This is a genomic window from Streptomyces sp. NPDC023157, from assembly GCF_055560575.1.
Genome location: NZ_JBVHIL010000001.1, coordinates 401,543 through 420,344, shown reverse-complemented (window position 1 = coordinate 420,344; position 18,802 = coordinate 401,543). Strand labels below are relative to the sequence as shown.

General features: G+C 74.0%; 18 protein-coding genes. 11 read left to right on the top strand and 7 right to left on the bottom strand.

Annotation, left to right across the window (positions count from 1 at the left end):
• The first annotated feature begins 191 nt into the window (after positions 1-191).
• From ACZ3ZE_RS01965 to ACZ3ZE_RS01945, 5 genes are all read left to right on the top strand, one after another.
• Positions 192-2,288 (top strand): hypothetical protein, encoded by a 2,097-nt coding sequence (locus tag ACZ3ZE_RS01965; protein WP_467257006.1) that lies wholly within the window; start codon positions 192-194, stop codon positions 2,286-2,288.
• Positions 2,289-2,503: 215 nt separating this feature from the next.
• The gene (gene pelF / locus ACZ3ZE_RS01960) at positions 2,504-4,018 is read left to right on the top strand and encodes a GT4 family glycosyltransferase PelF (protein ID WP_363293307.1); all 1,515 of its coding nucleotides are present in this window, start codon (positions 2,504-2,506) and stop codon (positions 4,016-4,018) included.
• Positions 4,015-5,424: a hypothetical protein gene (locus ACZ3ZE_RS01955; protein WP_467257004.1), complete on the top strand. Its 1,410-nt coding sequence runs from the start codon at positions 4,015-4,017 to the stop codon at positions 5,422-5,424. Before pelF ends, ACZ3ZE_RS01955 begins: the two co-directional genes overlap by 4 nt.
• Before the next feature lie 10 nt (positions 5,425-5,434).
• Positions 5,435-6,055 (top strand): spherulation-specific family 4 protein, encoded by a 621-nt coding sequence (locus ACZ3ZE_RS01950; RefSeq protein WP_361163912.1) that lies wholly within the window; start codon positions 5,435-5,437, stop codon positions 6,053-6,055.
• A complete protein-coding gene (locus tag ACZ3ZE_RS01945; protein ID WP_467257003.1) occupies positions 6,052-6,867 on the top strand; it encodes an endo alpha-1,4 polygalactosaminidase in 816 nt (271 codons plus the stop codon). Before ACZ3ZE_RS01950 ends, ACZ3ZE_RS01945 begins: the two co-directional genes overlap by 4 nt.
• A 98-nt stretch (positions 6,868-6,965) precedes the next feature.
• Here ACZ3ZE_RS01945 and ACZ3ZE_RS01940 read toward each other — a convergent pair whose 3' ends face one another.
• Entirely contained in the window at positions 6,966-7,730 is a 765-nt protein-coding gene (locus ACZ3ZE_RS01940) for an adenosylcobinamide-GDP ribazoletransferase (RefSeq protein WP_467257001.1), read from the bottom strand.
• 79 nt (positions 7,731-7,809) lie between these two features.
• On the opposite strand from ACZ3ZE_RS01940, the gene ACZ3ZE_RS01935 reads away from it, so the two are divergent.
• Positions 7,810-8,577: a hypothetical protein gene (locus tag ACZ3ZE_RS01935; protein ID WP_361163918.1), complete on the top strand. Its 768-nt coding sequence runs from the start codon at positions 7,810-7,812 to the stop codon at positions 8,575-8,577.
• On the opposite strand, the gene ACZ3ZE_RS01930 is transcribed toward ACZ3ZE_RS01935, so the two are convergent.
• The 4 genes from ACZ3ZE_RS01930 to ACZ3ZE_RS01915 all read right to left on the bottom strand — a co-directional run bounded on the left by ACZ3ZE_RS01930 (position 8,514) and on the right by ACZ3ZE_RS01915 (position 13,534).
• A complete protein-coding gene (locus ACZ3ZE_RS01930) occupies positions 8,514-9,227 on the bottom strand; it encodes a hypothetical protein (protein WP_361163920.1) in 714 nt (237 codons plus the stop codon). The two genes, ACZ3ZE_RS01935 and ACZ3ZE_RS01930, sit on opposite strands and share 64 nt — an antisense overlap.
• A gap of 50 nt (positions 9,228-9,277) precedes the next feature.
• The gene (locus tag ACZ3ZE_RS01925) at positions 9,278-11,038 is read right to left on the bottom strand and encodes a phosphatidylglycerol lysyltransferase domain-containing protein (RefSeq protein ID WP_361163922.1); all 1,761 of its coding nucleotides are present in this window, start codon (positions 11,036-11,038) and stop codon (positions 9,278-9,280) included.
• A gap of 97 nt (positions 11,039-11,135) precedes the next feature.
• The gene (cobT, locus tag ACZ3ZE_RS01920) at positions 11,136-12,233 is read right to left on the bottom strand and encodes a nicotinate-nucleotide--dimethylbenzimidazole phosphoribosyltransferase (protein WP_361623569.1); all 1,098 of its coding nucleotides are present in this window, start codon (positions 12,231-12,233) and stop codon (positions 11,136-11,138) included.
• A 98-nt stretch (positions 12,234-12,331) separates the two neighbouring features.
• Complete coding sequence (locus ACZ3ZE_RS01915) at positions 12,332-13,534, bottom strand: bifunctional adenosylcobinamide kinase/adenosylcobinamide-phosphate guanylyltransferase (protein ID WP_363293304.1); 1,203 nt, start codon at positions 13,532-13,534, stop codon at positions 12,332-12,334.
• Between the two features lie 80 nt (positions 13,535-13,614).
• On the opposite strand from ACZ3ZE_RS01915, the gene ACZ3ZE_RS01910 reads away from it, so the two are divergent.
• Positions 13,615-13,821, top strand: a complete 207-nt coding sequence (locus tag ACZ3ZE_RS01910; RefSeq protein WP_361163928.1) for a hypothetical protein — start codon at positions 13,615-13,617, stop codon at positions 13,819-13,821.
• Positions 13,822-13,893: 72 nt separating this feature from the next.
• Here the strand turns inward: ACZ3ZE_RS01910 and ACZ3ZE_RS01905 are convergent, their stop codons facing one another.
• Complete coding sequence (locus ACZ3ZE_RS01905; protein ID WP_361163930.1) at positions 13,894-14,640, bottom strand: class I SAM-dependent methyltransferase; 747 nt, start codon at positions 14,638-14,640, stop codon at positions 13,894-13,896.
• Positions 14,641-14,690: 50 nt separating this feature from the next.
• Positions 14,691-15,293 carry a DUF3043 domain-containing protein gene (locus ACZ3ZE_RS01900; RefSeq protein WP_361163932.1) on the bottom strand — a complete coding sequence of 201 codons (603 nt, stop codon included), beginning with the start codon at positions 15,291-15,293 and terminating at the stop codon, positions 14,691-14,693.
• A gap of 249 nt (positions 15,294-15,542) precedes the next feature.
• Between ACZ3ZE_RS01900 and ACZ3ZE_RS01895 the strand changes: the two genes are divergently transcribed.
• The 4 genes from ACZ3ZE_RS01895 to ACZ3ZE_RS01880 all read left to right on the top strand — a co-directional run bounded on the left by ACZ3ZE_RS01895 (position 15,543) and on the right by ACZ3ZE_RS01880 (position 18,706).
• The gene (locus tag ACZ3ZE_RS01895) at positions 15,543-16,337 is read left to right on the top strand and encodes a PspA/IM30 family protein (protein WP_361163934.1); all 795 of its coding nucleotides are present in this window, start codon (positions 15,543-15,545) and stop codon (positions 16,335-16,337) included.
• Between the two features lie 66 nt (positions 16,338-16,403).
• Positions 16,404-16,682, top strand: coding sequence for a PspA-associated protein PspAA (gene pspAA, locus ACZ3ZE_RS01890; protein ID WP_361163936.1), 279 nt, complete (start codon positions 16,404-16,406; stop codon positions 16,680-16,682).
• Positions 16,683-16,685: 3 nt separating this feature from the next.
• Complete coding sequence (locus ACZ3ZE_RS01885) at positions 16,686-18,011, top strand: histidine kinase (protein ID WP_467256999.1); 1,326 nt, start codon at positions 16,686-16,688, stop codon at positions 18,009-18,011.
• A complete protein-coding gene (locus tag ACZ3ZE_RS01880; RefSeq protein ID WP_361163940.1) occupies positions 18,008-18,706 on the top strand; it encodes a response regulator transcription factor in 699 nt (232 codons plus the stop codon). Before ACZ3ZE_RS01885 ends, ACZ3ZE_RS01880 begins: the two co-directional genes overlap by 4 nt.
• The last annotated feature ends 96 nt before the right edge of the window (positions 18,707-18,802 follow it).

Genomic DNA, 18,802 nt, shown 5'->3' with positions numbered 1-18,802 from the left:
GCTCGCCGTGTTCGCTCACGGCGGCGCTGATTCACTCGTCCGTGGTGTCTCTTTCGGGTTTACCCCGCCGGGTCGCGGAGCTCGTTCACACTCGCCTCATTCGCGCAAGGGCGACGCCCTCGCCTTTGCATCCTCTGCAGCATCTCCACAGGTCCTCCCGCCGGACGGGCCTGCCCGAGGGGGGACACCACGTGAACGACTCCGGCCGAATCCGTACGCCCAGAACCGCCCGTACACCCCGCGCGGCCCGCGCCCGCACCGGGCGCCTCGCGGCCCTCGCCGCCGCCGGGCTGCTCGCCACCGTCGTCCCGTCCGCGCAGGCGGGCGCCGCCGAGCAGACCCCGCGCGTCGACCTCACCGTGCTCGTCGTCGACGACGGCGGCAGCGCGGTCGAGGCGATCACCGCCGAACTGAAGGGCTCCGGCGTGCCGTACCGCACGCTCGACCTGAACGACGAGCACCGGGCCGTGCTCACCCCCGCCTTCCTCAGCGACACGGTCGACGGGCGCCCCCGCGCCAGGTACCAGGGCGTCGTGCTGCCGCACGAGGCCGTCTTCGGCCCCGACTCCGCGGAGCAGACCGCCCTCGTCGCGTACGAGCGGGCCTTCGGCATCCCGCAGGTCGACGCGTACACCTGGGCCCACCCCGGCGTCGGCCTCGACTACACCGACGACGGCGGCTACTCCGGCGTCCTGGACGGCGCCCGCGCCTCCGTCACCCCGGCCGGGCGGACGGGCCCCTTCCGGCACCTCAGGGGGACCGTCGACTTCGAGGACAACGACCCGTCCGTGGCCGAGAGTTACGGCTACGCGGGCCGCCCCCGGCCCGGCTACACCAGCTACCTCGACATGCCCGTCGGGGGCGGCGGCCGGGCCAGCCTGATCGGCGAGTACGCCCATGACGGGCGGCGCGAGCTGGTGGTCTCCTTCGCGTACAACCAGTACCAGCGCCAGTACCGGGCGCTGGCCCGCGGCATCGTCGAATGGCTCACCCAGGGCGTCCACCTCGGGCAGGACCGCAACTACCTCTCCGTCCACGTCGACGACGTGTTCGCCCCCGACGCCCGCTGGGACACCGCCCGCGACTGCACCCCCGGCGACCTCGACTGCGCCGGCGGCGACGGGGAGGCCGAGAACCCGATCCGGATGACCGCCGCCGACGCCCAGTACGCCGCCGCCTGGCAGAAGTCCGCCGGCTTCCAGCTCGACCTGGTCTACAACGGCGGCCAGGGCGAGCAGTGGAAGACCGAGCACGGCGGCACCGACCCGCTCGCCGCCCGGCTGCTGGCCGACCGCGCCCAGTACCGCTGGGTCAACCACACCTACACGCACCCGTTCCTCGGCTGCGTCCAGGACGCCACCACCGTCCCCTGGCAGTGCGCCAAGGACCCGGTGACCGGGGCGGTGAAGTGGACCGGCCGCGGCGAGATCTCCGCCCAGATCCGCGACAACCTCAACTGGGCCGTCCTCAGGGGGATCTCCGTCGACCGCAGCGAACTGGTCACCGGCGAGCACTCCGGCCTCAAGACCCTGCCGCAGCAGTCCGTGGACAACCCCAACCTCGCCGGGGCGCTCGCCGAGAACGGCGTGAAATGGACCGCGAGCGACAACTCGCGCGAGCCGCAGCAGCGTTCCGTCGGCACCGGAACCGGGGCCGCGCAGACGGTGCCCCGCCACCCCATGAACGTGTACTACAACGTGGGCACGGCCGCCGAGATGACCGACGAGTACAACTGGATCTACACCGCGCGCGCCGGCGGTGGCAGCGGGATCTGCGAGTCCGACCCGGCCTCCACCTGCCTGCCCGCCCCGCTCGACCCCGCCACCGGCTACGCCTCCCACATCGTGCCGCAGGAGGCCCGCACGGCCCTCTCCCACGTGATGGGCAACGACCCGCGCCCGCACTACGTGCACCAGTCCAACCTCGCCGAGGAGCGCCTCCTCTACCCCGTCCTCGACCGGGTCCTCGCCGACTACCGCGAGCTGTTCGCCGCCGACACGCCCCTGGTCAACCCGCGCCAGAAGGACGTCGGCACCGAACTGGACCGCCGCGCCGCCTGGGACCGGGCGCTCTCCGCCGGACAGGTCACCGCCTACCGGATCGGCACCACCGTCACCGTGAAGGCCCCCTCCGGCGTCGACGTCCCGATCACCGCCCCCGAGGGCGCCCGCAAGCAACTCCTCCTCGGCACCACGGCCTTCGGCACCGTGTACGCGGGCGCCCGCTCGGCCTGGACCACGCCCGAACTGCTCCAGACCGCGATCACGCTCAAGCTGCCGACCGCCTGATCGCCCGACCGCCTGATCGCCCGACGGCCCGACCGCCTGATCGCCCGACGGCCCGACCGCCTGATGGCCCGACGGCCCGACGGCCCGACGGCCCGACGGCCCGACGGCCCGACCGTCGGGTCGCTCGACCGCCTGACCGCCGATCGCCGATCGCCTGACCGGAGCCAGGGCCCGACCGACGCCAAGGCCCGTCCGACACGTCCGGGGGGACACCCATGCCGAGCAGTGGCCGTCACGTCACCATGCTCACCGAAGGCACCTATCCACACGTGCACGGGGGCGTCAGCACCTGGTGCGACCAGCTCGTCCGCGGCATGCCCGAGGTCGACTTCCGCATCCTCGCCCTCACCGGCAGCGGCCGTGAACCCGTGACCTGGGAGCTGCCGCCGAACATCTCGGAGCACCGGTCCTTCCCGCTCTGGGGCACCCCGGAGCGGGGCGGGGCGCCCCGGGGCCGGGCCCGCCGCCGCTTCCTCGACACCTACGAGCGCTTCCTGCTCGCCCTCCTCGACCCCACCGCGGGCTGCGACTTCGGCGAGGGCCTGTACGCCCTGGCCGGACTCGCCCGCCAGGGCCGCCTGACCGCCGCCCTCCGCTCGGAGCAGGTGCTGCGCTCCCTCATGTGGATCTGGTCCATGCCCCACCTGCCGACGGCCGGGGCCCGGCCCACCGTCCACGACGCCCTCACCGCCACCGACCTGCTCGAACACGCCCTGCGCCCGCTCGCCGCCCGGATACCCGGCGACCGCGTGGCACACGCCGTGTCCAGCGGTCTCGCCACGCTGCCGGCGCTCGCCGCCCAGCACTTCGAAGGGGTGCCCTTCCTGCTCACCGAACACGGCATCTACCTCCGCGAGCGCTACCTCGGCTACCGCACCGAGGCCCAGCGCTGGCCGGTCAAGGCCCTCATGCTCGGCTTCTACCGCGAGCTCAACTCCCTCGGCTACCGGAAGGCCGACCTCATCACCCCCTGCAACCAGTACAACCGGCGCTGGGAGGAGCGCGGCGGCGCCCCCGCCGACCGCATCCGCACCGTCTACAACGGCGTCGACCCCGCCGCCTTCCCCTGGGCCGGCCCCGAACCGGAGACGCCCACCCTCAGCTGGGTCGGCCGGGTCGACCCGATCAAGGACCTGGAGACCCTGATCCGGGCGTACGCCATCGTCCGCGCCGAACTCCCCGACGTACGCCTCAGGCTCTTCGGCCCGGTCCCGGCCGGCAACGAGGACTACCGCACCCGCCTGGAGAAGCTGGCCGCCGAACTCGGCGTCGCCGACGGCGTCACCTTCGAGGGCCGCACCTCCGACGTGGCCGGCGCCTACGCGGCCGGCAACATCGTGATGCTCTCCTCCATCAGCGAGGGCTTCCCCTTCTCCCTCATCGAGGCCATGTCCTGCGGCCGGGCCACCGTCTCGACGGACGTGGGCGGGGTCCGCGAGGCCGTCGGCGACACCGGCCTCGTGGTCCCGCCCCGCGAACCGGCCGTGATGGCCGCCGCCGTGACGGAACTCCTCCAGGACCACCCGCGCCGGGCGGCACTCGCCAAGGACGCCCGCCAGCGCGTCGTCGACCGCTTCACCCTGCACCGCTCCGTGGACGGCTTCCGCACCATCTACCGGGAACTCGCCGGCGAGGACAGGGCCGAACCCCCCGCCGGGCGGCAGCAGGACTGGACCGTCCGCCTGACCGACCGGTGGCGCACCGGACTCACGGAAGGCGCATGGGCATGAGCGGCTCCCTCTGGCTGAAGCCGGGCACCACACGGGACGCCCTCCCCGCCGTCCCCCGCCAACGGGCCACATCCCCCGACCCCGCCGGACCACCCCTGGCCGCCGACCCGATGGACGAACTGGCCGACCGCCTGGACGCCCTCGCGGCAGCCGCGGTCCACCCGGACGAGATAGCCGCCATCCTGGAATCCGACGGCATGACCGACAGCCACATCCGCCTCACCTACGGCCGCGCCGACTCCTTCGCCCTCGCCGAGGACCTCTACGCGAGGACCGAACGCCGCCACTCCGCGCCCGAGCCCCCGAAGGCCGCCCCCTGGCACACCGGCCTGGCCGGCTGCCTGCTGCGCGGTGTGGTCTTCGCCCTGCCCGGCCTCGCCTACGTGCTGGGCGCGCCGCTGCTCGCCACCGGGCCGGGCCGCTACGGCCTGCCGCCCGGCACCGTGCCGCTGTTCGCCGGGGCCGTCACCGGCTGGGTGTGGAACCAGGTGCTGTCCCACCGCGCGTACACCTGGCTGGGCCTCGGCGACCGGCGGGCCGCCGCCCGCGCGCTGCGCACCGGCGCTCCGGCGGGCGCGCTCGCGGGCGCGGCCGTGGCCGTCGCGGCGGCGGGCCCGGGGGAGAGCCCGGCGGCCCTGTTCGGGGCCGGCCAGGCGGTGTACCTGGGCGCCGCGACCGTGCTGCTCGTGCTGGGCCGCGAACGGGCCCTGCTGCGCGCGCTGCTGCCGCTCGCCGGAGCCGTCCCCGCCTTCCGCTACGACCTGCCCGATCCGCTCCGGATCGCCCTGCTGCTCGCCTCGCTCAGCGCGACGGCGGCCTGCGCCGCGCTGGCCCTGCGCCCGGCCCCCGACGCGCCGCCCGTCCGGGGGCGGGGGAGGGGCGGACCGCCGTTCGCGGCCTCCGTCCCGTACGGCCTGTTCGGCCTGGGCAGCGGGCTGCTCGTGCTGTACGCGGGGGCCGACGCGGTCATCGCGCTCACCCTGTCGATGGGCCCGGCCGAGTGGCTGCTGCACCGCTTCCGTGGCGCGAGCCTGACCCGGCTGAGCCTGCTGACCACGGCGTACGAGTTCCGGCGCGCCGTCACCGGCATGCTCGCCCGCAGCCTGGGCGCCTACCTCGGGGTGCTGGCCGCCCTCGCCCTCACCGCCGCCGCGCTGTGGCCGGGTGCCGCGGCCGTCGCCCCCGGGCGGATCGGCTCGCTGCTCCTGGTGGGTGCGGTGCTGTGGCTCGGGCTGCTGCTCCAGGCCTTCGGCGGGGTGTCGAGCGCCGCCGCGGTGTGCCTGCTCGCCGCGGGCGCGCAGACGCTGATGCCGACCGCGGGGCCGGTGGCGGCCGGCGGGGCGGCGGCGGCGCTGTCCGTGCTGACCTGCGTCCTGCTGGCCCGCCCCACCACCCACCGTTTCTAGGGACAGGACCATGACCACCCCCTCTCTGCTCGTCCCCTTCTACGAGCACCCGGCCGACCGCCCCGAGGACTGGTCCGCCGTCGTGGCGGCGGCGCCGGCCCTCTACGGGGTCGTCCTCAACCCGGCCAGCGGTGCGGGCCGTTCCCGCGACCCGGCCTTCGCCGAGCTGGCCGCGCGGCTGCGGGCGGCCGGGGTACGGGTCCTCGGCTACGCGGACACCGACTACGGGCGCCGCCCGCACGCCGAGGTCGTCGCCGACCTGGTGCGGCACCGCGACTGGTACGCGGCGGACGGCGCGTTCCTCGACCAGGTGCCGACGGAGCCCGGGGCGCTCCCGCACTACCGGCGCCTCGCCGTGTCGGCGCGGGCGGCCGGGCTCCGCACCCTGGTCTTCAACCACGGCGCCCACCCGGCCCCCGGCTACGAGGCCCTCGCCGACCTCCTGGTGACCTTCGAGGGCCCCTGGGACTCGTACCGTGACCTCGATCTGCCGGTCGCCGACCACTACTGTCACCTGGTGTACGCGGCCCCGGCGGACGTCCGCCCCACGACCCCGGTGCACTGCGCGGTCCCCGGCACGGGCGCCCACCCGTGGGGCACCCTCCCGCACACCCTGGAGCCCGCCCGATGAGACGCCTGGCACCCCTGCTGGCCCTGCTGCTCCTCCTGGCCGGCTGCACGACGCCTCCGCCCTCGCCCCCGCCGGGCCCCTCGCACCCCGTGGCCCCGGACCCGAAACCCACCCCCCGCTGGCAGCCCCGCCCGGGAGTCGCCTGGCAGTGGCAGCTGAGCGGCCGTCTGGACCCGGCCGTGGATGTCCCGGTGTACGACATCGACGGCTTCGACCACCCGGCGGCCACCGTCGCCGACCTGCACCGCCGGGGCCGCAAGGTCATCTGCTACCTCTCCACCGGCGCCTGGGAGGACTTCCGCCCGGACGCGGCGAGGTTCCCGGGCTCCGTCCTGGGCAAGGGCAACGGCTGGCAGGGCGAACGGTGGCTCGACATCCGCCGCACCGACGTGCTCGCCCCCCTGATGGCGGCCCGCCTGGACATGTGCCGGGCCAAGGGCTTCGACGCGGTCGAGCCCGACAACATGGACGGCTACCGGAACCCGACGGGCTTCCCCCTGACCGCCGCCGACCAGCTCCGCTACAACCGCCTGATCGCCCGCCTCGCCCACGACCGCGGCCTGGCGGTCGGCCTGAAGAACGACCTGGACCAGATCCCCGCCCTGCTCCCGGACTTCGACTTCGCGGTCAACGAACAGTGCGCGCAGTACGAGGAGTGCGAGCGCCTGACCCCCTTCGTGAAGGCGGGCAAGCCGGTGTTCCACGTCGAGTACGAGCGGGAGCCGGCGGAGTTCTGCCCCGGCTCCCGCGCGCTGGGCCTGAGCTCGATGCGGAAGTCGTACGCGCTGGACGCCTGGCGCCGGGCCTGCTGACGGGCGGTCACCAGACCTGGGGAGGCTCGGGCGGCATGCTGTGGTGGCCGCTGGACGACACGTCGGGCGGAGCCCGCCCGTGCGAGGGGCCTCGGGGTTCACCCCAAGGTGAGCGCCACCAGCGCCACCGTCGCCGCCGTCTCCTCGACCGCGCCGAACACGTCCCCGGTCACCCCGCCGAAGCGCCGCACGCACCGCCGCAGCAGCAGCTCGGCGGTGCCGAGGGCGGCGAGGGCGGCGAGGGGGAGGCGCAGGGCGTCGTACGGGGAGAGGAGGGCGCCGGCCGCCGCGCACAGGACGAGGACCAGACCGGTCGTCAGGGCGGCGGGGCGGAGCGGGACGGTCGCGGCGACGATCGCGCCGAGGCCCTCGGGGCGGGCGGCGGGGACGCCGTGCCGGGAGGCGTGGGTGAGGGCGAGGCGGGCGACGGTGGCGGCGAGGACCGCGGCGGCCGTGCCGTGCGCCCAGCCCTTGCCGTAGAGCTCGTACAACGCGCCGACCTGGGCGAGCAGCGCGAAGAGGAGCACGATCACGCCGAAGGGCCCGATGTCGGACTGCTTCATGATGCGCAGCGCGTCCTCGGCGGGCTTGGCGCTGCCGAGGCCGTCGGCGGTGTCGGCGAGGCCGTCGAGGTGGAGGCCACGGGTCATCAGGGCGGGGACGCCGACGGTGAGGACGGCGGCGAGCAGCGGGCCCGAGCCGAGCAGCAGGAACGTTCCGCCGACCGCGGCCGCGCACAGGCCGACGACGAGACCCGCGAGCGGGGCGCAGAGCATCCCGGCGCGGGCCGCGTCGCGGTCCCAGCGGGTGATGCGGGCGGGGAGCACCGTGAGGGTGCCGAAGGCGAAACGCAGGCCGTCCATCCGCGGAAGGGTAGTGCCCCGCGCCTGGACGCTAAATTGGCCATAGGGTACGAAAGCGGCCAATCGGCAGAGGGGTGGCATGGGTCACTGGTTCTCACGCAACATCGTCGAACCCGGGAAGCTCCCGCTGTTCCTCGCCCTGACCTCGTTCGTGCTGACCTTCGCGGTCACCCGCACGGTCACCCGGCTCATCCGGGCCGGCAAGGGCCCCTTCCGCAACGTCTCCACGGGCGGGCTGCACATCCACCACGTGGTGCCGGGGGTCGTGCTCACCGTCCTCGGCGGCTTCGGGGCGGTCGCCAGCGGCCGGGAGGGGGTCGGGGCGGGCGTCTTCGCCGTGGTGTTCGGGGTCGGCGCGGGGCTCGTCCTGGACGAGTTCGCGCTGATCCTCCATCTCGACGACGTCTACTGGTCGGACGACGGCCGCAAGAGCGTCGAGGTCGTCGTCCTCACCGCGGCCCTCGTGCTGCTCGCCCTGGCCGGCTTCTCCCCGCTCGGCGTGAACGACATGACGACCGGGGAGCGGCAGAACCGGGCCGGGTTCGTCCTGACCCTCGCGGTGAACTTCCTCTTCGTCCTGGCCACCCTGGTGAAGGGGAAGTTCCGGATGGCGGTGCTCGGCACCCTCGTGCCGTTCGTCGCGATCGTCGGCGCGGTCCGCCTCGCCCGCCCCGGCTCCTGGTGGTCCCGGCACGTCTACGCCAGGCGCCACCGGGCCAGGGCCCGCTCCCGGATCCGCGCCTACCGGCACGACAAGCGCTGGACCGGGGTGCGCCGCAGGGCTCAGGACCTGATCGGCGGCTTCCAGGAGCGCGTCCCGGGGCGGGGCTCCACGCCGCCCCGCTGACCCCGGCCCCGCCACTCCTGGAAGGCGATGAGCAGGAGGACCGCGGCGATGGCGGCGATGTGCTCCTTGCCGGCCAGGTTGTTCTTGACCAGCACCTCGACCACCATCGCCACGACCACCAGCGTCCCGGTCCACCGGGCCCGGTAGCGCCAGCACACGTACACGGCGAGGCCGACCACCGCCGCCGACGGGCCGGTGTCCACCACATGGGTGTCGGAGGCCGGAAGCCCCAGCGGGCTGTCCGGGCCGAGCGCGATGCCGACCCGGGCGTACAGCGTGCCGGCCAGCGTCGCCACGTACGCGACGAGCAGCGTCCGCCACCGGCCCAGGCAGATCTCGGCGATGCCGAAGACCAGCAGGATCTGCGCGAGCGCGCCCCACACCGGCAGGTCGAGGGCCGGCACGAAGAGCGAGAGCGGGGTCCGCAGCAGGGCCAGGGCCAGCGGGTCCTCCGCCCGGACCGAGCCGATGTCCTGCACCGGCTGGTAGCCCCAGTCCTGGTTCTGCACGATCTGGAAGAGGGAGGTGAGGCAGACCGCCGCGAGCGTCATCGGGATCGCCCGCCACCCGCGGGTGACGAGCGCCGTCCGCACCGTCGCGTACAGCGGCCCCCACTCCCGTATGGCGAAGCCCTTCAGGGCCCCGCGCACCCCCCGTCCCCGCGTCGCCGGACGCCCCTCAGGCGCCCCTGGCCCCCCTTTCAACGGCGTCCCTCCAGGTGCTTGCGGTGCAGCCACTTCGGCAGGCCCGGGGCCTCCAGGAAGCCCTCGGCGCGCCCGGCGGCGAGGCCGATGCGCAGCAGGTCGGCGCTCTTCTCGAAGAGCATGAAACGGGGCTCCCAGATCGGTCGGTACTTGGCGTTGGCGCGGTACAGCGACTCGATCTGCCACCAGCGGGAGAAGAAGCTGAGCAGCGAACGCCACATGCGCAGCACGGGTCCCGCCCCCAGCTTCGAGCCGCGTTCGAAGACGGAGCGGAACATCGCGAAGTTCAGCGAGACCTGAGTGATCCCGATCTCCTTCGCCCGCTGGAGGAGTTCGATCACCATGAACTCCATCAGGCCGTTCTCGGAGTCCCGGTCCCGGCGCATCAGGTCGAGCGAGAGACCCTTCGGCCCCCAGGGCACGAAGGACAGCACCGCCCGCAGCTCGCCCGACTCGTCCGAGCACTCCAGCATCACGCAGCGGCCGTCCCGGGGGTCGCCCAGACGTCCGAGCGCCATCGAGAAGCCGCGCTCGGTGGCCCCGTCGCGCCAGTCGTCGGCCTTGCGGAGCAGCTCGTCCATCTCGTCGGTGGGGATCTCCTCGTGGCGCCGGATGCGGACCTGGTAGCCGGCCCGCTTGACCCGGTTGAAGGCCTGCCGGACGGTGCGCATGGCCCGCCCGTCGAGCGTGAACTCGTCGGTCTCCACGATCGCCTCGTCACCCAGCTCCAGGGCGTCCAGGCCGTGCCGGGCGTAGATGGTGCCGGCCTCCTCGCTGGCGCCCATCACGGCCGGGATCCAGCCGTGCTCGCGGGCCTCGGCCAGCCAGGGCTCGATGGCCCCGGGCCAGGCCTCCGGGTCGCCGATCGGGTCACCGGAGGCGAGGGAGACCCCGCCGACCACCCGGTAGGCGATGGCGGCCTTCTCGCTGGGCGACCAGATGACGCTCTTCTCGCGGCGCAGCGCGAAGTAGCCGAGCGAGTCCCGGTCGCCCTGCTTGTCGAGGAGCGTCCGCAGCCGGTCCTCGTCCTCCTCGGTCAGCGGGTCGACGGCCCGCCGGGCGCGGAAGGCGGCGAAGAGCACGGCGAAGAGCAGCAGCGTCGACATGATGTTGATCACGACGTCCACCCAGCCCGGGGTGGTGATCGAGGCGTACGCCGAGTCGTCCGAGGCCAGTGTGATCAGCCGCATCACGCCGTACTTCCAGCGCTCCAGGAAGGTGGAGTGGCCGGTGGCGGTGTTGGTGGCGGTCACCAGGGCCGCGGCGAGCAGCGAGGTCACGAGCAGTCCGCCGACCGCCACGGCCGCGGCGAGCGGCGGGTTGGAGCGGTCGCCCTTCGCGTAGAACTCCTTGCGGCCCAGCAGCAGGGAGACGAAGAAGGCGGCGGTCAGGGCCAGCGAGACCCAGTTCTGGGCGTGCTGGCGGATCTCCGGGAAGATCATCACCAGGGCGAAGAGCAGCAGGAAGAGCCCGCTGAGCACGAGGTTGAGGATCCACGCGGCCCGCTTGCGGCGCCGCATGGTGATCGCCAGGAAGAGCGTGAAGACACCGGAGGCGAAACCGGCGGTGAGCATGTACGGGGTGAAGTAGTTGTCCTCGTTGTGCCGGCGCAGGTCCTGGCCGAACGAGACCCAGACGGCGCTCAGGAAATTGATGAACGTGACGGCCCGCAGGTACCAGACGGCGAACGCGGCACCGCGCCGCGAACGGACCGTGGTCCGGGGCGCTTCTTCGGTGGACAAACGGACCTCTCCCATGAAAAGCGATCATATGGGGCATCACCCGGCATGGCTGGCCGCCGGATGCGCCCGTCCCGCCGTGGCGGAGCGCACGCACCCGGGCCGGTGATCCGGCTCAGCCCACCTCGTCCGCCACCACGGCGGTGTCCTCCACCGGCGTGGTGTCCGCCGGCGGATCGGTCACCTCCGGCAGCTCCGCGGCCAGCGCGGCGGCGGCCCGGACGAGGGGAAGAGCGAGCAGTGCCCCGGTTCCCTCGCCCACAGTGACGCCGTGATCGAGCAGAGGGTTGAGCGACATCCGGTCCAGCGCCTTCGCCTGCGCCGGCTCCCCGCTCACCTGGCCCGCCAGCCACCAGTCCGGCGCCCGGAACGCCGCCCGCTGCGCCACCAGCGCACAGGCCGCGCCCACCACACCGTCCAGGATCACCGGGAGCCGCCGCACCGAGGCCTGCAGCAGGAAGCCGGTCGTCGCCGCCAGGTCCGGCCCGCCGACCGCCGCGAGCAGCTCCAGCTGGTCGCCGAGGACCGGCCGGGCCCGGCGCAGCGCGTCCCGGACCGCCGCGCACTTGCGCATCCACGCCAGATCGTCGATCCCGGCACCGCCCCGGCCGGTCACCACGGAGGCGTCCGTCCCGCACAGCGCGGCGATCAGCGTCGAGGCGGGCGTCGTACCGCCCACGCTCAGATCCCCGAGCACCACCAGATCGGTGCCCGAGTCGGCCTCCTCGTCGGCGATCGCGATGCCCAGTTCGAGCGCCGCGCGGGTCTCGTCGAGGGTCAGCGCGTTCTCGACGTCGATCCGGCCCGTGCCGCGCCGCACCCGGCGCCGGGTGACCTCCGCCGGCAGCAGCTCCGGGTCGCAGTCCAGACCCGCGTCCACCACCCGCACCGGCACCTGCTGCGCCCGGGCGAGCACCGCCACCGGGCTCGCCCCGTCCAGCACGGCCCGCACCAGCTCGTACCCGCCGCCCGCGGCCCGCCCGGACACGTCCAGCGAGGCCACGCCGTGGTCGCCCGCGAACAGCACCACCTTCGGCTGCTCCACCGGCCGCGGCGGGACCGCGCCCTGCGCCGCCGACAGCCACTCGCCCAGCTCGTCGAGCCGCCCGAGCGCTCCGGGGCGCACGCTCAGCCGCTCCCTGCGCTCCTCGGCGTCACGCCGGATCCCCCCGTCGGGGCGCTCGATCAGATCGGAGAAGTCGTCGAGGTTCAAGGTGGGTTCCGCCTAGGGACGTCGATCATCGTTGGCCATGGTGGTAGGACGTTCGAACCCTACCCGGGGCCCCCGCTCCCTGTCCGGAGCCGGTCGCCCTACCCGCGCAGCACCAGCGCCTGCCCCGCGACCACCAGCAGCACCTGCTCGCACTCGTCGGCGAAGGCCGCGTTGAGCCGCCCCAGCTCGTCCCGGAAACGGCGCCCCGAGGCCGTCGCCGGGACCACCCCCGAACCCACCTCGTTCGTCACCGCCACGACCGTCCGGGGCGTCGCCCGCACCGCCGCCACCAGCCCGGCGACCCGCTCCGCGAGCGCCTCCCGGCCCCCGGACTCCCACCGCTCGTCGTCCCACGCCCCGACCCGGTCCATGGCGTCCGTCAGCCACAGCGACAGACAGTCGACGAGGAGCGCCGGGCCTTCGCCCGTGAGCAGCGGTACGAGATCGGTGGTCTCGGCCGTACGCCAGGAGCCCGGCCGCCGCTCCCGGTGCAGCCCCACCCGCTGCGCCCACTCCGGGTCGCCCTCGCGGGTCCCGCCCGTCGCCACGTACAGCACCTCGGGGAAGGTCTCCAGGCGCCGCTCGGCCTCCACCGACTTCCCGGACCGGGCGCCGCCCGTCACCAGCGTCCGGCGCGGCACGTCCGGCACGGCGTGGTACTCGCCGACGTACAGCGTCGTCCCGTCCGGCACCGCCCGCGCCCCCGCCGCCGCGAGCCGCCGGTCCAGCTCGGCCCCGGCGGGCGCGTCGTGGTCCAGGTGCACGGCGATCACGTCGGTGCTCGGGCCGACCGCCCCGATGGCCCGCAGCCGGGCCAGCCCGTCCGGCCGGCCCGTCACATCGGCGACCACCATGTCGTACGGGGGCCGGTGGTCGTCCGGCAGCCCGGCCGCCGCACCGCCCGGCGGCAGGTACAGCAGCCGCTCGCCCTCCGCCGAGGTCACCTCGTACCCGGTGCCCGGCGAGTCCATCGACACCGCCCGCACCCGGTGCCCGCTGATCAGCGTCAGCTCCCGCCCGTCCGGCACCCGCCCCGCCGCGGGCAGCCCCGCCGGCAGCTCCACCGCCGGCCCGTCGTGCGGATGCGTGAGCAGCACCTGCCGCACCCCGACCAGCGAGTGCCCCGACCGGGCCGCGGCCAGCGCGGCCCCCGGCGTCAGATCCAGCAGCAGCGCCGCGTCCACGAGCAGCGAGGTGGCCGCCCGCGCCCGCTCCCCGCGGGACAGCGCGCACACCGCGCAGGGGCAGCCGGGGCGGGGGAGTCCGAGGGGTGCGCCGGTGCCGAGCAGAGTCAGTTCCACCCTCAGATCCTCCCGCGTCACCGCAAGCGGTGCGCGCCCGGCTACGCTGCGGGCAGGAAACCGATCATCCGGAGGCTGGCATGGCATGGACGTGGCGGTTCGAGAAGACCGACGGCACTGAGGTCGCACCGGCGGTGACCCCCGAGGAGTTCCCCACCCAGGGCGACGCGGAATCCTGGATCGGCGAGAACTGGCGCGACCTGCTCGACGGCGGCGCGGACCAGGTGACGCTGTCCGAGGACGGGACGAAGATCTACGGCCCCATGGCGCTCGACGCCGAGGGTTAGAAATCCCATAGACGTCCGGCAACGCGAAAAGGGGTGCGGGCCGAGGGCCCGCACCCCGGAAGTCCGGGTGTCTCAGCCCCGTACGCCGCAGAGGTGCAGCAGGCCCGCGATGCGCCGGTACGGATCCGTGCGCGAGGCCCGGTCCTCGGCGGTGAGCAGGCGCTCCAGCTCGTCCGCGGCCGGCAGGCCCTCGTCGCCGGGGACGCCGTCGGTGAAGACCCGCACGCCGTACCAGGCGTGCAGCGGGGCCGCGATCCCGGCGAGCGTCGCGGTCAGCGCGTCGAACCGGTCCGCCCGCACCTTCGTGCCGTTGCGGTCGGTGTACACGTCCGAATCGAAGGCGTCGAGCGCGCCCGCCCAGTCCCCGGCGAGACCCGGCCGCATGGCCAGCGCCTCCGCGTTGGGGACCACCAGGGAGAGCAGCCCGCCGGGGGCCAGCATGCGGGCCAAGCCCGCGAGCAGCGCGTCGGGCTCGTCGGCGTACATCAGCACACCGTGGCAGAGGACGACGTCGAAGCTGCCGGGCAGGAAGTGCACCCCGGTCTCGCGTCCCTCGCCCTCGATCAGCCGGACCCGCTCGCGGATGCCGGCCGGTTCGGTCGCCAGCGAGTCCCGGGCGGCCTTGAGCAGCTCGGGATCGGCCTCCAGGCCGGTCACGGTGTGCCCGGCGCGGGCCAGGCGCAGGGCCTGGGTGCCCTGCCCCATCCCCGCGTCCAGGATCCGCAGCCGCTGCCCCACGGGGTAGCGGGCGGCTATCTGCTCGTCGAGCTGGCGCGCGATCAGCTCCTGGCGGACGGTGTCACGCAGTCCGCCGGGCACGACCGGCCAGTGGGCGACGACGGGCGACGCCGAACCGGAGCCGTCCGCGCTCAGGGCCGCTCTCCGCGCTTGACCTGCGGCTTCGGCAGCCGCAGCCGGCGCATCTGGAGCGTGCGCATGAGGCCGTACGCGACGGCGCCGCGCTTCGACTCGTCCGGGAAGCGCGCGTTCAGCTGCTTGCGCAGGCGGAACACGATGCCGATCGAGTCGATGACGATCATGACGATCACACCGGCCCAGAGCACCAGCGAGATGGTCTGCAGCTGGGGCGCCTTGCTGCCGAACAGCGAGAGCACCAGGATGACCACGGCCATCGGCAGGAAGAACTCGGCGACCGCGAAGCGCGAGTCGACGAAGTCACGGACGAAGCGCCGCACCGGACCCTTGTCACGGGCGGGCAGGTAACGCTCGTCACCGCTGGCCAGCGCCTCGCGCTGCCGGACCATGTCGGTGCGGCGCGCCTCACGCTGCCGCTTGGATGCTTCCTTGCGGTCCAACGGCGCGGACTGCGCGCGACGGCGCTGCGACTGGGCATCACTCCGCTTCGGGGTCGGGCGGCCCTTGGGGGCCTCGGGGTCGCGGGGCTGCTTGGAAAGGTCCGCCGTCACCTTCTCGGTGGGGGCCTTCTCATCCTTCGAACGGCTACGGAACACAAGGCCCAGGGTACGTGGTGCCACGCATGGACCCCAGCGTCGGCGGGAACGATCCGCTAACGGCCCGCGTCCCTGGGCAGGGGACCCCGGGGTTCTCTACTCCCTGGGCGGGAGGACGGATGATCGTCACTCGTCCTTGGGGAGGAGCACATCGGGTCCGGAACAGTGCGGTAATGGAGGCAGGAACCGTACTGTGGTTTCTGTTGGAGAGCTGGAGCCCAGTCCGTCAGAAGGGGGCGCGCGAAGCCCATGAGCGGTGTCATGAAGCGTATGGGGATGATCTTCCGCGCGAAGGCAAACAAGGCCCTCGACCGGGCCGAGGATCCGCGCGAGACCCTCGATTACTCGTACCAGAAACAGCTGGAGCTGCTGCAGAAGGTGCGCCGTGGCGTCGCCGACGTGGCGACCTCCCGCAAGCGCCTCGAACTGCAGCTGAACCAGTTGCAGGGCCAGTCCGCCAAGCTGGAGGACCAGGGCCGCAAGGCGCTGGCGCTCGGCCGTGAGGACCTGGCGCGCGAGGCGCTGTCCCGCCGCGCCGCGCTGCAGCAGCAGGTGAGCGACCTGGAGGTGCAGCACCAGACGCTGCAGGGCGAGGAGGAGAAGCTCACCCTCGCGGCGCAGCGCCTCCAGGCCAAGGTCGACGCCTTCCGCACCAAGAAGGAGACGATCAAGGCGACCTACACGGCGGCCCAGGCGCAGACCCGGATCGCCGAGTCCTTCTCCGGCATCTCGGAGGAGATGAGCGACGTCGGCCTCGCGATCCAGCGGGCCGAGGACAAGACCGCCCAGCTCCAGGCGCGGGCCGGCGCTATCGACGAGCTGCTCGCCTCGGGCGCGCTCGACGACCAGTCCGGCCTGGGCAAGGACGACATCCAGGCGGAGCTCGACCGGCTGTCCGGCGGTACGGACGTCGAGCTGGAGCTCCAGCGGATGAAGGCCGAGCTGGCCGGCGGCCCGTCGGCGCAGCAGCAGGCCATCGAGGGCGGCGCCGCGGGACAGCAGGACCCCGGGCAGCAGCAGTCCCACCCGCGCTTCGAGAAGTAGCGGCCCGTACGGGCACACCCCCAGGGGCACACCCTGGGGGCACTTCCTTCAGGAGGACGGCACGTCATGATCGTACGGATCATGGGGGAGGGTCAGTGGAAGCTGGCCGACAGTCACTTCATCGAGCTGAACAAGCTGGACGACGAGCTCCTTGAGGAGATGGAGTCGGGGGACGAGGAAGGCTTCCGCCGGACGCTCGGCGCCCTCCTCGACGCCGTGCGGCGGCTCGGCGAGCCGCTGCCCGACGACGCCCTGGAGCCGTCCGAACTGATCCTCCCGGCCCCTGACGCGACCCTCGACGAGGTGCGGCAGATGCTCTCCGACGACGGCCTGATCCCGGGCTGACGGATGTACGGTCCCGGCCCGGGGCGCCTGTCCCGGGCCGGGGGCGCCGTACCGTTTCCTGCTGTGACGACCGACGGCACCCTCCTCGCCCGGGCCCGGGACCGGCAGCGGACCCACCCGCTCGCCTTCGACGCGGGCCTCGCCCTGCTGGTCCTCGTGGCGATGGTCATCAGCTCCTTCACCGACCCGCACGGCCCCGACGGGCCCACCTTCGGCACCCGCGCGCCCACCACCGAGGGCGTCGTGCTGATGCTGCTCGGCGCCACCGCCCTGGTCTTCCGCCGCCGCCGGCCCATCCCGGTGCTGGTGGTCACCGCCGGCTTCGCGTTCGTCGAGCTGGTGGGCGACGAGCGGCCCGCGCCGGTCGCCATGAGCGTCGTCGTCGCCCTGTACACCGTCGCCTCGCACACCGACCGGCCCACCACCTGGCGGCTCGGGCTCGTCACCATGGCCCTGCTGACCGCCGCCGCGATGTTCTTCGGCCCCACCCCCTGGTACGCGCAGGAGAACCTGGGCGTCTTCGCCTGGACCGGGATGGCCGCGGCCGCCGGGGACGCGGTGCGCAGCCGCCGCGCCTTCGTGGACGCCATCCGCGAGCGGGCCGAACGGGCCGAACGCACCCGCGAGGAGGAGGCCCGCCGCCGGGTCGCCGAGGAGCGGCTGCGGATCGCCCGCGACCTGCACGACGTCGTCGCCCACCACATCGCCCTGGTCAACGTGCAGGCCGGGGTCGCCGCGCACGTCATGGACAAGCGCCCCGACCAGGCCAAGGAGGCCCTCGGGCACGTCCGCGCGGCCAGCCGCTCCGCCCTCGACGAGCTGCGCGCCACGGTCGGGCTGCTGCGCCAGTCGGGCGACCCGGAGGCCCCCACCGAGCCGGTGGCCGGCCTCGCCGTCCTCGACGACCTGCTGGCGACCTTCCGCAACGCGGGGCTGCCCGTGGAGCTGGCCCGCACCGACGCCGGCACCGCCCTGCCGGCCGCCGTCGACCTCGCCGCGTACCGGATCATCCAGGAGGCGCTGACCAACGTGCGCAAGCACGCCGGCGCCGACGCCCGGGCCGAGGTCAGCGTCGTCCGGGTCGGCCGCACCGTGGAGATCACCGTCCTGGACGACGGCCCGCCGCTGCCGCCACCCGCCGACCGGGGCGACGGGGGCGACGGGGCCGACGGGGCCGACGGGGCCGACCGGGGAGGCCACGGCCTGCTCGGCATGCGGGAGCGGGTCACCGCGCTCGGCGGCTCGCTCACCGCCGCGCCCCGGTACGGGGGCGGCTTCCGGGTGCAGGCGATACTGCCGGTGAACGCCGACAACGGGGGGGAAGCGTGACCAGCGAGACCATTCGGGTCCTGCTCGCCGACGACCAGGCGCTGCTGCGCAGCGCCTTCAAGGTCCTGGTGAACTCCGAGCCGGACATGGAGGTGGTCGCCGAGGCCGCCGACGGGGCCGAGGCGGTGGCCCTGGCCCGCTCGGCGCGGGCCGACGTGGTGCTCATGGACATCCGCATGCCGGGCACGGACGGCCTCGCCGCCACCCGCATGATCACCGCGGACCCGGAGCTGTCCGCCGTACGGATCGTCATGCTGACCACCTTCGAGGTCGACGAGTACGTGGTGCAGTCGCTGCGCGCGGGGGCGTCCGGCTTCCTCGGCAAGGGCGCCGAACCGGAGGAGCTGCTGGGCGCCATCCGGATCGCGGCGGCCGGCGAGGCCCTGCTGTCCCCGGTGGCGACCAAGGGCCTGATCGCCAAGTTCCTCGCGCAGGGCGGCGGTGCGGACCCGGAGGACGGCTCGGGCCCCGCGTACTCCGAACGGCTCACGGCACTGACCGCCCGCGAGCGCGAGGTCCTGGTGCTCGTCGCCGGCGGACACTCGAACGACGAGATCGCCGAACGGCTCGACGTCAGCCCGCTCACCGTCAAGACCCATGTGAACCGGACCATGGCCAAACTGGGCGCCCGCGACCGCGCCCAGCTGGTGGTCACCGCCTACGAGTCGGGGCTCGTACGTCCAAGGGTGGAGTGAGCCCGGGGTCCGGCGTACTCCAGACGCGGTATGCGCGGCATAAGGAATTGGGCCCGGGGGGCGAGGATCTGCCCCTCCCCATGGCTGATCGTGGTG

Bases quoted from the DNA above. Each gene is read 5' to 3' on its own strand.
- pelF (WP_363293307.1), top strand. From the start codon at position 2,504: ATGCCGAGCAGTGGCCGTCACGTCACCATGCTCACCGAAGGCACCTAT.
- ACZ3ZE_RS01955 (WP_467257004.1), top strand. From the start codon at position 4,015: ATGAGCGGCTCCCTCTGGCTGAAGCCGGGCACCACACGGGACGCCCTC.
- ACZ3ZE_RS01950 (WP_361163912.1), top strand. From the start codon at position 5,435: ATGACCACCCCCTCTCTGCTCGTCCCCTTCTACGAGCACCCGGCCGAC.
- ACZ3ZE_RS01945 (WP_467257003.1), top strand. From the start codon at position 6,052: ATGAGACGCCTGGCACCCCTGCTGGCCCTGCTGCTCCTCCTGGCCGGC.
- ACZ3ZE_RS01940 (WP_467257001.1), bottom strand. From the start codon at position 7,730: ATGGACGGCCTGCGTTTCGCCTTCGGCACCCTCACGGTGCTCCCCGCC.
- ACZ3ZE_RS01935 (WP_361163918.1), top strand. From the start codon at position 7,810: ATGGGTCACTGGTTCTCACGCAACATCGTCGAACCCGGGAAGCTCCCG.
- ACZ3ZE_RS01925 (WP_361163922.1), bottom strand. From the start codon at position 11,038: ATGGGAGAGGTCCGTTTGTCCACCGAAGAAGCGCCCCGGACCACGGTC.
- ACZ3ZE_RS01910 (WP_361163928.1), top strand. From the start codon at position 13,615: ATGGCATGGACGTGGCGGTTCGAGAAGACCGACGGCACTGAGGTCGCA.
- ACZ3ZE_RS01895 (WP_361163934.1), top strand. From the start codon at position 15,543: ATGAGCGGTGTCATGAAGCGTATGGGGATGATCTTCCGCGCGAAGGCA.
- pspAA (WP_361163936.1), top strand. From the start codon at position 16,404: ATGATCGTACGGATCATGGGGGAGGGTCAGTGGAAGCTGGCCGACAGT.
- ACZ3ZE_RS01885 (WP_467256999.1), top strand. From the start codon at position 16,686: ATGTACGGTCCCGGCCCGGGGCGCCTGTCCCGGGCCGGGGGCGCCGTA.